This window comes from Mesorhizobium sp. WSM3873 (assembly GCF_001672445.1).
Classification (GTDB): domain Bacteria; phylum Pseudomonadota; class Alphaproteobacteria; order Rhizobiales; family Rhizobiaceae; genus Mesorhizobium.
The window spans coordinates 44,328-57,117 of sequence record NZ_LYTM01000007.1 but is presented as its reverse complement, the minus strand read 5'-3'; the positions used below and the strand labels follow the sequence as shown (position 1 = coordinate 57,117).

Genomic DNA, 12,790 nt, shown 5'->3' with positions numbered 1-12,790 from the left:
CTTTGGTCGGTCGAGTAAGCAAGGCGGCATGTGGAGATTGGCGTGAGCGACATCCGGCGCGGGCTGGCAAAACGCAGTGTCGTAGGCATGTTCTGGACGGGCCTGTCCATGGGCGCCTTGGCGGTTGCCGAGCTTGTCGCCCTCGTCCTCCTGGCCCGGTTGCTCTCGCCCAACGAGTTCGGTCTCTACTCCGCGGCACTGATCGTCATCAAGTTTTCGGCCATCTTCCAGGGCCTCGGCATCACGCCTGCGATCGTGCAGCGACCTGTACTGGAGGAGCGGCATCTCCGGGTCGGATATACCCTGTCGCTCTTCCTTGGCCTTACCGTAACCGCTCTGGTATGGGCGTTGGCACCCGCTATTGCCGGTCTTCTTCGCCTGCCCGAGCTCACTCCGATCGTGCGTGCGGTCTGCTTCATCTTTCTTTTCCAAGGAGCCTCCATGGTGGCGCTGGCCTCGGCCCAGCGTGCCTTGCGGTTCCGTTGGCTCGCGCTCGTCGACGCGGTCGCTTTCGCCATCGGCTACGTGGTCGTCGCTCCGGTGCTGGCTTGGCTCGGCTTCGGTATCTGGGCACTTGTCGCAGCGATCCTGGTCCAGCAGTTGTTCCGCACGATCGTGCTGCTCGTCGGCCAGCGGCACCCGATGCGGCCGTTGCTCGAGCGGAGCGCGATTTTCGAACTGCTCTATTTTGGCGGCGGCTTCACCATTGCGCGGGTCTGCAACTACCTTGCCACTCAGGTGGACAGGCTTGTCGTGGGCCGCTATCTCGGCGCCGATGCGCTCGGTGTCTACGGTTTGTCGTCCCAACTCATGACCACTCCGGCGGTCATCGTCGGCCAGGTGCTCGATCGCGTGCTGTTCCCCACCATGGCGCTGGTCCAGGAAGAGCCCGTCAGGCTTGCGCGTGCCTATCGCAGCGCGGTCGCCGGTTGCAGCCTGCTTGTCCTGCCGGCCAGCGTGGTGGTGGCGATCGTCGCGCCCGAATTGGTTCGGGTCATTCTCGGACGGGGCTGGGAAGGCGTGGTCGGCCCGCTCCAGATCCTGGCGTTCAGCATGCTGTTCCGCACGAGCTACAAGCTTAGCGACTCCGTCTCGCGGGCAACCGGAACGGTTTACGCCCGGGCCTGGCGCCAGGCTGTTTTCACCGTCGGTGTCTGCATCGGAGCCTTCACAGGGCAATTCTGGGGCGTGGAAGGGGTGGCGTTTGGTGTCTGCCTGGCATTCGGGGCAAATTTCTTTCTCATGGCGCAGCTGAGTCTCCGCGTGACCGGGATGACGTGGGCGAATTTCTTCCTTGCGCACCTGCCTGGCGTCGCGCTCGCGGGCGTTGTCGGAACCGGTACATGGGCATTCGTGGACTGGCTTCGCGCCCTCCATCTATCGCCTCTTCCGCTGCTCATCGATACGGCATTGCTGGCGTCTGTGGGGGGCTTGCTGTTGTGCTGGCTCCTGCCGTCGCTATTCCTTGGGCGGGAAGGCCTGTCACTGCTGCGCCTGCTCGCGGCAGTCGTGCCCGCATGGCCAAGACTGAGGCAGGCAACAGACTGATCAGCGGCGGAACTCGAGGTCAGTTCCCAGGATCACATTCTTCACGCGCAACGACGACATCGCCTTGCTCGATCATGGGCTCAGCCTGACGCCCGATCGGGCACCGGGAGATTCCGTCGTTGCGGAGGAAATTTACGAGAGGAGACCGACTATGGCTGAACTATTCGAAACGCGGCTGGCGGCCGCGGGCGATGATGTCGAGGAGAAAGCTTCGGGCTCGATTTCAACCAATGTCGACGATCTGGAACTGGGCTTTGCCAGCACGACTCGCCAGACGGTCGGCCTACGCTTCACCGGCGTCGATATCCCGCAAGGCGCGATCATCACGAGCGCCTACATTCAGTTCCAGGCCAATGAGGTGAAGACCGGCGCGACCTCGCTGGTGATCAAGGGCCAGGACACCGACGACGCAAGCGCCTTCACCAGCACCAGCTTCAATGTATCGTCACGGGCAACGACCGACGCGTCGGCGACTTGGACGCCGGCCCCGTGGACCACGGTCGGCGAGCAGGCCATGGCCGAGCGCACGCCCGACCTGACGGCTATCGTCCAGGAGATCGTCAGCCGCTCGGGCTGGGCGGCGGTCAACGATATGGCGTTCCTGATCACCGGCACCGGCACGCGCACAGCCGATTCCTACGAGTACAATCCGACCAGCGCGCCGCTGCTGCACATCGAATATGTCTTGCCCGGATCCGGAAGTCCGGTGGCCTTCAACACGCCTGCCGATGCCGATCCCACTGCCAACCAGATCGCCGAGCTCGCCGCGGCGGGAGCGCCGACCGGGATCACCGCTTCGGCCACGGATCCCGACGCCGGCGCGACCGTCACCTACAGCCTCAACGACTCGCGTTTCGACATCAATGCCAATACCGGCGTCATCACGCGCTCGGGCACAGGCACGCTCGACTTCGAAACCCAGTCGTCCATCAATCCGACGGTGACGGCAACCTCTTCCGACGGCAGCACCGCCACCCAGAGCTTCACCCTCGATGTCCTCGACAGCCCGGAGCCGGTTGCGTTCAACACGCCGCCGGATGCCAACTCCGCGGCCAACCAGATCGGCCAGAACGCTGCCGCCGGCACCGCCGTCGGTATCACTGCTTCGGCCTCTGATCCCGATGCCGGCTCGACTGTCGCCTACACGATCGACGACTCGCGCTTTGCCATCAGTTCCAGCACCGGCGTCATCACGCGATCAGGTACCGGCACGCTCAACGCCCAGTCCGAGCCGTCTGTCAACCTCACCGTCACCGCCACCTCGTCGGACGGGAGCGTCGTCACGCACCCCTTCACCGTCGCCGTCACGGCCGGCCAACAGCCTGTGGCCTTCAACACTCCGCCCGACTCGAACCCCGGCTCCAACCAGATCGCCGAGCTCGCCGCGGCGGGGACACCGACAGGGATCACCGCTTCGGCCACCGATCCCGATGCCGGCTCGACGGTCACCTACAGCCTCAACGACACGCGCTTCGCCATTGATTCCAGCACCGGCGTCATTACGCGCTCGGGCACAGGCAGCCTCAACTTCGAGACCCAGTCGTCGATCGACCTGACGGTGACGGCAACCTCTTCCGACGGCAGCACGGCCAACAAGGTCTTCACCATCGCCGTCCTCGACAGCCCGGAACCGGTTGCGTTCAACACGCCGCCCGATGCCAACACCGCGGCCAACCAGATCGGCCAGAACGCTGCCGCCGGTACTGCCGTCGGCATCACCGCTTCGGCCACGGATCCCGATGCCGGCTCGACGGTCACCTACAGTCTCAACGACCCGCGCTTTGCCATCAATCCCAGCACCGGTGTCATAACACGCTCGAGCACCGGCACGCTCAACGCCCAGTCCGAGCCGACGGTTGCGCTCACGGTCACCGCGACCTCGTCGGACGGCAGCACCAACACCCACGCCTTCAATGTTGACGTCACCGGCGGCAGCACGCCTGGGACTTTCGAGGCCAGGGTGGCGGCCGCAGGCGACGATGTCGAGGAGAAAGGTTCCGGCTCGATTTCGAGCAACGTCAGTGATCTGGAACTGGGCTTTGACGGCTCTACCCGCCAGACGGTCGGTCTCCGCTTCACCGGTATCGACGTCCCGCAAGGCGCGATCATCACCAGCGCCTACATCCAGTTCCAGGCCAATGAGGTGAAGACCGGCGCGGCCTCGCTGCTGATCAAGGGCCAGGACACCGACGACGCAAGCCCCTTCACCAGCACCAGCTTCAATGTATCGTCACGGGCAACGACCGACGCGTCGACGGCTTGGACGCCGGCCCCGTGGACCACGGTGGGCGAGCACGTCCAGGCCGAGCGCACGCCAGACCTCACGGCTATCGTCCAGGAGATCGTCAGCCGCTCGGGCTGGGCGGCGCTCAACGACATGGCCTTCCTGATCACCGGCACCGGCACGCGCACCGCCGATTCCTACGAATACAATCCCGCCAGCGCGCCGCTGCTGCACATCGAATATGTCTTGCCGGGATCCGGAAGTCCGGTGGCCTTCAACACTCCGCCCGACTCCAACCCCGGCGCCAACCAGATCGCCGAGCTCGCCGCGGCGGGAGCACCCACGGGCATCACCGCTTCGGCCACCGATCCCGATGCCGGCGCGACCGTCACCTACAGCATCAACGATGCACGCTTCGCCATTAATTCCAGCACCGGCGTCATCACGCGCTCGGGCACAGGCACGCTCGACTTCGAAACCCAGTCGTCCATCAATCTGACGGTGACGGCAACCTCTTCCGACGGCAGCACCGCCACCAAGAGCTTCACCCTCGGTGTCCTCGACAGCCCGGAGCCGATCGCGTTCAACACGCCGCCGGATGCCAACTCCGGGGCCAACCAGATCGGCCAGAACGCTGCCGCCGGCACTGCCGTCGGCATCACCGCTTCGGCCTCGGATCCCGATGCCGGCTCGACAGTCACCTACACGATCGACGACTCGCGCTTTGCCATCAATTCCAGCACCGGGGTCGTCACGCGCTCGGGCACCGGCACGCTCAACGCCCAGTCCGAACCGACGATCAATCTCCAGGTGACAGCGACGTCGTCCGATGGCAGCAGCGCCACGAGCACCTTCACTGTCAGCGTCACGGCCGGCCAACAGCCCGTGGCCTTCAACACTCCGCCCGACTCCAACTCCGGCGCCAACCAGATCGCCGAGCTCGCCGCGGCGGGGGCGCCGACAGGGATCACCGCTTCGGCCGCGGATCCCGATGCTGGCTCGACGGTCACCTACAGCATCAACGACACGCGCTTTGCCATCAATTCCAGCACCGGTGTCATCACGCGTTCGGGCACAGGCACGCTCGACTTCGAGACCCAGTCGTCCATCAACCTGACGGTGACGGCGACCTCCTCCGACGGCAGCACCGCCAACAAGAGCTTCACCCTCGCCGTCCTCAACAGCCCCGAACCGATCGCGTTCAACACGCCGCCCGATGCCAACACCGCGGCCAATCAGATCGTCCAAAATGCCGCCGCCGGCACTGCCGTCGGCATCACCGCCTCGGCCAAGGATCCCGATGCCGGCTCGACGGTCACCTACACGATCGACGACTCGCGCTTTGCCATCAATTCCAGCACCGGCGTCATCACGCGATCGAGCAGCGGCACGCTCAACGCTCAGTCCGAACCGACGATCGATCTCCACGTGACAGCCACCTCGTCCGACGGCAGCATCGCCACGCACACCTTCACCGTCGGCGTCACCGCCACCCAGTTGCCGACATCCGTGACCTTGGCGCACACCATTCTGGCTTCGCAGTGGTCACCGCCGAGCCCCGACCCAACCGATATCGTCTATATCTCCCACCTCGGCAAGCTGCTGGTGACCGATAGTGAGGTGGAGGAGATGTCGATTTTCACCGGCAAGAATCTCTTCCAGATGAATCTGAACGGCACCCTGACGGGCACGCTCACCACCATCAATTTCTCCGATGAGCCGGCCGGGGTCACCTACAATCCGGCGAACCACCATCTCTTCTTCTCGGACGATACCGGCACGAAGAGCGTCTACGAGTTGAACCCGGGCAACGATGGGCTTTACAACACCTCCGACGATATCGTGACCTCGTTCAGGACCGCCGCGTTCGGCAGTACGGATGCGGAGAGTATTGCCTACGACACAAACCGCGGCGTGCTCTATCTCGAGGATGGCACGACCCATAGGATTTACACCATCGCTCCGGGCCAGAACGGCAGATTCGACGGCGTCCCAAGCACGGGGGGCGATGATGTCGTGACGAGTTTTTCTGAAGAGGCGCTCGGAACCCCTTCTGACGGGGGCATCGCGTACGATCCGGTCCACGACCTGCTTTATGTCATCGTGTCACGCACCTCCGTGGCAATGGTGACGCCAACCGGGGATCTGCTGGGCACGCTCGACATCTCCGCCGCCAACGCGAAAAAGCCGGCGGGACTTGCCCTGGCGCCGAGCAGCGACGATCCGAGCCACCAAATGAGCCTCTATGTCGTCGATCGCGGCGTGGACAACGACTCGAATCCGACCGAGAACGACGGCAAGATCTATGAATTCCATTTGAACGATTGGCTGCTCGCCTGATCTGACAGGGGGAGCGACCGCCAACAAACAAATACCCCGACCGCGGCGTGCCGCCAGCGATCGGGGTATCAAAAGTGAAGCGCGCCGCCCGGATCCATTTCCGCGCGACGCGCTTTTGGTTCTCAAGACGCTGCTTCAGCGACCCTGACGGTCAACCTTACGACTGGCCGGGAGGCCCGAGGTGAATGTGGTTTTTGTCGCCCCAGCCGTTGCCCGGGCGTGTTCCTCCCGATTTGGCGATTGCTCTGGAGTTCAGGCTGGTGCCGAGCAGAACCGTTATGGCCGGTGGAGTCACCGCCGCAAAACGCCCTGCCTTCTTGAGAAAGTCCCGGCGCGCCTGAGCCTCTGAAACGAGGACTTCCTGCGTCCTTTCCGAGCGTTTCGTGCTTTCGGTTGGCATGACGATTCTCCCATGCGGGTTCCAAAGTATCACAACAGCTTATGTTTCCCGATGCCAGGATACTAGTTCACCAAAAGGCTTAGATTTTCGCGCTTGGAAGCAAAAGCGTACGAGCGATGCGCCGCGCGAAATCGGACGAGCCTCCCCTCGCCGAACCCCTGGCGCTTAGAAACCGCCGCGTTCCCCAAATCAAATTCCCGGCCAGGCGCAACGGAGCGCCGATGATCGGGTGGGTTGCCGTGAAGACGCGCCTCCAGTGCTGGAAACGGACGATCGGGCGCCGCGCGCATCTTGCCGGGATCCTGGTTCCGAAGAAGTGATGCAAGGCCAGGAGCTGGGTATCCAGGGCATTGCGGGCGCTTCGGTCCGACATGGATGCCTGCAGCGCGCTCCAGTCCACGTTCTCGGTCTCCGCCAATTGCGCCAGGTCGTGAAGGTGCCTGAGATCAATCCTTCCGCGCCAATAGTCGCCCTCCTTAAACAGGTCGTGCACGATCCAGTGCAGAGCCCGGGACTGGGCAGTAGGAATATTCACCCACAAATCGTCGTGCTGGACGAGCTTGGGAGGTTCAAAGTCGATCGCCCGGCGCGCCCGGAGTTCCAGCATTCCGGCATCCTGCTCACGCGCCATGCCTCGCTCACCTGCCACCTCGACATAGCCGAGCTCTTCAAGGCAGATTTGGGCGGCGGCCTCTTTGGCCGGCTCCACGGCCAGATCGAGGTCGCTCGTCATCCTGCTGGGAGCCTGGCCGGCCGGCGCAAGGAACAAGGGAACAGCGCCCTTGAGCAGGAGCGGAACGATGCCGCGGCGATTGAGCGCCGCAACGGCTTCGCGCAGTTGCGCACGCAAGCGCAAGTTCCGCTCCCGATTGCAGTCGTGAACGAACCGGAGATACTCGGACACGTCCTGCGGTAGCCGGTGGATCTGGCCGGCGCGCGCGAGGGAGGAGTACAAATCCGGCGTGAGCAAAGTGCGATTGGCCAGGGCGATTACGGCGTGCCAATCGGCCCGGTCGGCCGGACTGCCGCGAAGTCCGGCGATCAGAGCCTCGAGCGCGTTGCCTCTGTGTCTCACCGGCATGCCTTCGTGATCACCTCTACTGCATCATCGAGCTTCGAATAATTCAGGCAATAGGTGCTTGCCGATCCGATGACTTGGGTCAGAGTGTCGAAGGCACTGCCACTCAACTCTCGGCCGGGTGCGAACGCCCCGTTGAGCAGCACACGCAATGCGCTGGCCGGGTCGATCGGCTCGAGGCAAGCTTTCGCGTCGCGACCTCGACGAAGCTGGATTACATAGCCGATTGGTATGGGAGAGGACGGCACGACCTCGCTGGGCACCGCAAACCGAACTCGCCTGCGGTCCGGGCGGCGACAAACCGGAACAGCGTCGAGATCGGGGAAGCGTGCGGCCAAAAGCGGCCATGCTCCTGCCTTGACGGCGGGCGCAAACGGCAGACCAATGCCATGTCCCCGGGAGTCCAACAGGGTCACATCGTCAGATACGAAACCGAACCCTGCATTGACCAGCGCCAGGGTCAACGTAGTCTTGCCTGCGCCCGGGTTGCCGCAAAGAAGCACGATGCGCTCATTTTTGAGAAGCGCAGCCGCGTGCAGAGCAAGTTCGTAGGCGCTGCGATCAAGGACCTCGATCAGCATTTGCCCTTTCAGCATGACGGGGAGCTCGTCCGGTGCGCAAGAAAGAACCCAGTCGCCATCCCGGAACAGGTGGACCCGTCCTTCATGCTCGACCAGTTGGAACAGAATGTCGGCAGTCTCTCGTCGGACCTCGAGATGCCGGAACACGGCGACCGCGGGAAAGGCGCAGGCTGCAGGGTACTCGATGCGTACGGAAAGGCCCGCGATCGCGACGACCTGGCTCACAGCCTCTCGAGCCGACACAGACGGCGGTGCGTCGGGCCGTATCAAGCTCAGCCGCTGCCAGTCCCTCAGCGCGGCCTCGACATGCCTGTTTGCCTCGATCCCATCGACGCCGGCGGCGCGCGCCATTTCGGCCGAGATGGCGCGCGGCGATGTGCCCTCTTCCAGGGAGCGCCAGATCTCGGCAGCAGTATCGTTGACGGCGAAGATGGCGCGCTGGGAAGGACTGAACAGGATATTCTGCCCTCTGACGCATGCCAGCCGTCCCTGGGTCACAAACGTGGCCGGGATATGAGCGGTGGAGCCTGGGGCCGCCGTTCCGTTGCCCGCCTCGTGATTCATCGAGTAGTCCTCTCCCCCTCTGCCGCAACGCGACGGCGGTCCAACCTGTCGTTGCAAAACAGGTACGTTCAACGGGCGAAGCGGCAAGCCTTTCGGCAGGAGTTCACTTCGCCCAACGCAGCTAAGCAACCGAATGTTTGCCCCCGAGTGCGACTTGTCACAGCGCTTCGTCGGAGAACCGGGCCACGTTCTGATGCGCCGCGACCCATTGCAGATGCGCCTTGTTCCAGTATTCGCGCGCGTCAGCACCCGTCAGCACCTTGAAACCGGATGGCGGCAGCGGCAATTCCGAAGGAATTGGATCGTCGGGCAGCCACAGCAACACGTTGTCCCGGCTTTCGAGAGCCAGCTGCCAGGTTCTTTCCAGGCGACGGAGTCCACGCATGTTCACCGAAGCCAATGCGAAAACCGATCCGGTTATCCTCAGCCTGGGTGACTGATCGACGGCCTTGATCGGCGCCTGATGTGTGATTTCGTCCTTGGAGAGAAACGGGTGCATGCGAATGAGGGTTCGATCGATCCGCACTGTCTCCCGTGTCCCATCCCGCTCGTTTGAGGCAGGATCCACGCTGATCCCGGAAAAACAGCCGTCGAACAGGCAATCCTCGACAATGCCGCTGAGCAGGTAGTCATTCTCCACCGCATCATCCCTGATTTCGCTGAGCCAGCAGCCTTTCAGGTGAAAGCCGTCGGCCCGAGCCGCGAACCGCACGCCATCCCAGCAGCGCCGCGCGCGGACACCTTCTATTGTCGCATTGGCGGTTCCGTCCCTGACAAGCAGAGCCGCGCTGTTGCAGTAGGTGTCGCGCCAATCGGAGGTCAGCGGCACCTGGCCGTCGAAGCGCCCTCCGATGAAATGAACGCCCGGACAGTTGCGGATGACCACCGGGTAGCGGTTGACTGGCAGATTTCCTTCGTCGCAGCCCATCATCGCGCTGGGCTCAGGATTTCTGCTGTTGGCGACTGTGAAGGAAGCATTCCGGGCATCGATTGTCGCCCCGGCTTCGAGATCCCGAAACATTTGTTGTTCGTAGCCATGCTCGCCCGTCAGAACGAGCTGCTTGCCCTCCGGCATCTGCCCGCCCCCCGCCTGGTACGCGCCCGGCAACAGGGCGAACACGGGAGACAGCCCAGCAAGACCCATGAATGAACGGCGGTCCATCCTCATGCTCATTGACCTGAAGAAGCGAATTGCCGATGACGGTCTAGACAGGCCGAACGGACCGCCTCGAGAGCTCTCGAGGCTACGGCCTCGGGCGAAGCAAGCCTTTCGATGTCGATAGCCGCCAGCACGCCCATGCGATCTTCCGTTCCCATTCCCCGCTCAAGAGCGGCCGCCATTTCGCGGCAAGCCCGATCCGCCGCAGACCAAAGGTCGGGATCGCTGTCCGGAGATGTCCGTTGCAGCCGCGAGGAGCGATCCCCCCTGGTCAGGAGCCGGTCTCTGGCGATGCCGGTCTCGCTGTGCAGGTGGACAAAAACCATGTCATGCAATCCGACGGCGGAAAGCATATCCAGCCAATTCTCGGACGTTTTTCTGCATCTGCTCTTCAGCAATATGGACCAGAATCCCTGCAGCAATCCCTGATCCATTATGATTATTGAATTTCTTCTTTCCCTCTCATGCTGGATAAATGCGACCAGGCTGATAAGATTCCAGACAAGCCTGATGGCATCAAGGCGCGATACTTGCCTGCTTTCGATGACGAAACGGGCAATTCGAGCAAGCAACGAGCGAAACTCACGATCTAGCAGCCGAGGTGCGACAACGCCCATTCTGTGTATCTGCCTCTCGATGAATGTTCTTCCTTCCCACGCCACTCGCACGTCGCCTTCCAGCAGGCCGCACCGTCGCAGGCTGTTCGCCAGCAGGCCGGAGGTGGTTGTCTTTCCGACCCCGGGCAGACCAAAGAATTCGACAAATCGAATGTCTGTCCGCAGCGCGCGTGCTTCGACGCTTGGCGGGAGGCTTGCCGCCAGGTCACCAACAGTGTGCGAGGTCATTGGATTTCGGGTGGTACGATGAACTCTTGGAACGCCAATGAAGTCAAGGCGATGTGCGAGGGGCATACTCAACTTCAAGCAGCTGAGACCCGGTCCCGACATACAACCTCGGTGTCTTGGCAAGGCCGGTCTGCAGCGATCGCTGCATGCCGCGGTAGACTATGAGCAAAGCGAGCGGCAGCCAGAAGAAGGCCGCGGTTGACGGCCCGAAGGAATCGCTCATCTGGTTGGCGACCAAGTAGTTCCATACGGCGACCGATGTTCCGAGCACCATGACATTCACTTCGGTCGCTTGTTCGCTCCTGCCCCTGTCGACCAATGTGTGCAGAACGGCGCTGATCAGATAACCCACCACCAGCAGAACCATGATCACCACCAAGGCGAGGCCGGGCACTCCCAGCGTTCTAAAATAATCGATGAACAGGTTGTGGCTGTGCGGAGCGATGTCGCCCACCCATTGCCCTGCGCCCACGCCCATGAACGGATGCGACAGGCCCAGATCGATTGAGATCGACCACAGTCGTTGCCGCGAAACGATCGAATGTGCCTCCCCGCCGGAGAGCTGAAGCGACAGCAGCTTGTAGGCCCGTGGGTTCAGGAACTGCAACATCATGAAGCTAGCCTGGAACAATATCGGAGCCGTAACGGTCGCCGCGATCACTGTTACCGGACGCTGCTTCCTTATCACCAGATAGATGCAGTATAGCCCGTAGAACGTGCCGAGACCGACGACCCCAAGAACGAAATTCGTCTTGGATCCCGATTTGACCAAACCCAGCAACCCCGCGAGGAGGCAAACCGAAAGGAGGATTCGGTGCCTTCGAGAAGCGACCAGCTTCGCGGCGACAAGCGGCAGACCGGCCGACAAGGCAATTCCGAGCTGGTTTGCATGCTTGAAATAGCCTTCCGCCCGATCGGCGAATCGAGCATCGCCGAGGCCAATAACGACAAGGCAGGATGTAACAGCAACCATGATGGCCATGGTCATCCCAATCCTGTCGATTGCCTCAAAACTCCTAGGCCTCGCGGCGATCAATGCAATGGTCGGGATAGTGGCGAAACCGAACACCTGGGCGAAGACAGCGCGCATGGTCCTGACCGGATTGTCCGCGTGTAGCGCCGACAGCAGCGACAGAACCATGATGAGGGCAGATGTTGTCAGCACAGCAGCCGCCAGGGCCGTGTCGGTGCGATGCAGACGTTTTGTCGCTTCGGCGTAGGGAACGAGGCTTACCAGGCCGCAGAACAAAGCGAGCAAAAAGGAAATCGAGCCATCGGTTCCGGCAATCCGCGTGGCGCCAGGGAACCATATCGACACGATCAGCAAAAGGATGGAAGCCTGCAGCATCGATGGACGTCACGCTGAAAATGCTATGCAACAACCGCGGGCCGACGCGCTCTTGCCTCGCCAGGCTGCGTCCGGTGCCCCTGTGTCCTGAACGGCAACGCCAAGAAATAGAGACACAACGTTCACTCCAGGACGGTGATTCAAGGCGCGCTGCCGCACCGCGGGTGAATACTCCGCGTACCTATTTCATAAGCAGCGTAGGCGCAGCGGGATGACAAGGAAATGAGCGAAAACGCGTCATTGGGACAAGGTGTCCTACGCCTTTTGTGCAAGGGCTGGTGGTGCTGCGATTCCAGTCTGCCTGGTCGAGATCCGGTCTAGCCGCGGCGGGGATTCGGTGTTGGTGCGGATTTGCATATGTGGGAGACTTGGGCGCGGCACACCGAGTCTTTCACACCGTAGGAGATCGCCGTGCTTTGGGGTCTTGTCGCCGTCGGCGTGATCGGCATTTTGCTCGGATTTCGTGTTCGCGCGCCGGCGCTCATCGTCATGACCGCGGTGATTGTGGTGTTCAGCGCCATTGCAGGCGGCATCGGCAGCCTGTTTGCCTGGGACCGTCTGCTTTCGATCCTGCTTTTCGTTGTCACGCTGCAGGGCGCCTACCTGCTCGGCGTCTTCCTCGGCATCGTGTGGCGTCGCGCCGTGACCGATGAGCATTGACGGACTGCGGCTGCCATTTCGTCGCTGGCGCCGGACTTTTTTA

9 protein-coding genes are annotated in these 12,790 nt (G+C 62.4%); 3 read left to right on the top strand and 6 right to left on the bottom strand.

Translation table 11 applies throughout. The features are described from left to right. Positions 1-42 precede the first annotated feature (42 nt). Positions 43-1,548: a lipopolysaccharide biosynthesis protein gene (locus tag A9K71_RS06525; RefSeq protein WP_245299541.1), complete on the top strand. Its 1,506-nt coding sequence runs from the start codon at positions 43-45 to the stop codon at positions 1,546-1,548. A 151-nt stretch (positions 1,549-1,699) separates the two neighbouring features. Next, positions 1,700-6,112: a hypothetical protein gene (locus tag A9K71_RS32395; RefSeq protein WP_245299540.1), complete on the top strand. Its 4,413-nt coding sequence runs from the start codon at positions 1,700-1,702 to the stop codon at positions 6,110-6,112. 157 nt (positions 6,113-6,269) lie between these two features. Here the strand turns inward: A9K71_RS32395 and A9K71_RS29980 are convergent, their stop codons facing one another. From A9K71_RS29980 to A9K71_RS06490, 6 genes are all read right to left on the bottom strand, one after another. Continuing rightward, positions 6,270-6,512, bottom strand: coding sequence for a hypothetical protein (locus A9K71_RS29980; protein ID WP_082980372.1), 243 nt, complete (start codon positions 6,510-6,512; stop codon positions 6,270-6,272). A gap of 79 nt (positions 6,513-6,591) precedes the next feature. Further along, on the bottom strand, positions 6,592-7,593 hold the full coding sequence (locus A9K71_RS06510; protein ID WP_066992056.1) for a nucleotidyltransferase family protein: 1,002 nt from the start codon (positions 7,591-7,593) through the stop codon (positions 6,592-6,594). After that, entirely contained in the window at positions 7,584-8,735 is a 1,152-nt protein-coding gene (locus A9K71_RS06505) for a PqqD family protein (RefSeq protein WP_066992054.1), read from the bottom strand. The genes A9K71_RS06510 and A9K71_RS06505 overlap by 10 nt, the downstream gene beginning before the upstream one ends. Before the next feature lie 157 nt (positions 8,736-8,892). Continuing rightward, on the bottom strand, positions 8,893-9,897 hold the full coding sequence (locus tag A9K71_RS06500; RefSeq protein WP_066992324.1) for a hypothetical protein: 1,005 nt from the start codon (positions 9,895-9,897) through the stop codon (positions 8,893-8,895). 8 nt (positions 9,898-9,905) lie between these two features. Continuing rightward, positions 9,906-10,739, bottom strand: coding sequence for a hypothetical protein (locus tag A9K71_RS06495; protein ID WP_066992051.1), 834 nt, complete (start codon positions 10,737-10,739; stop codon positions 9,906-9,908). Between the two features lie 43 nt (positions 10,740-10,782). Next, on the bottom strand, positions 10,783-12,087 hold the full coding sequence (locus A9K71_RS06490; RefSeq protein ID WP_066992048.1) for an O-antigen ligase family protein: 1,305 nt from the start codon (positions 12,085-12,087) through the stop codon (positions 10,783-10,785). A gap of 411 nt (positions 12,088-12,498) precedes the next feature. Here A9K71_RS06490 and A9K71_RS06485 point away from each other — a divergent pair, with 411 nt between their 5' ends. Continuing rightward, positions 12,499-12,747, top strand: a complete 249-nt coding sequence (locus tag A9K71_RS06485) for a hypothetical protein (RefSeq protein WP_066992046.1) — start codon at positions 12,499-12,501, stop codon at positions 12,745-12,747. The last annotated feature ends 43 nt before the right edge of the window (positions 12,748-12,790 follow it).

What these genes read in the sequence shown, in the direction of transcription:
- A9K71_RS32395 (WP_245299540.1), top strand. Translation starts at nt 1,700, where the DNA reads ATGGCTGAACTATTCGAAACGCGGCTGGCGGCCGCGGGCGATGATGTC.
- A9K71_RS06510 (WP_066992056.1), bottom strand. Translation starts at nt 7,593, where the DNA reads ATGCCGGTGAGACACAGAGGCAACGCGCTCGAGGCTCTGATCGCCGGA.
- A9K71_RS29980 (WP_082980372.1), bottom strand. Translation starts at nt 6,512, where the DNA reads ATGCCAACCGAAAGCACGAAACGCTCGGAAAGGACGCAGGAAGTCCTC.
- A9K71_RS06495 (WP_066992051.1), bottom strand. Translation starts at nt 10,739, where the DNA reads ATGACCTCGCACACTGTTGGTGACCTGGCGGCAAGCCTCCCGCCAAGC.
- A9K71_RS06500 (WP_066992324.1), bottom strand. Translation starts at nt 9,897, where the DNA reads ATGGACCGCCGTTCATTCATGGGTCTTGCTGGGCTGTCTCCCGTGTTC.
- A9K71_RS06505 (WP_066992054.1), bottom strand. Translation starts at nt 8,735, where the DNA reads ATGAATCACGAGGCGGGCAACGGAACGGCGGCCCCAGGCTCCACCGCT.
- A9K71_RS06490 (WP_066992048.1), bottom strand. Translation starts at nt 12,087, where the DNA reads ATGCTGCAGGCTTCCATCCTTTTGCTGATCGTGTCGATATGGTTCCCT.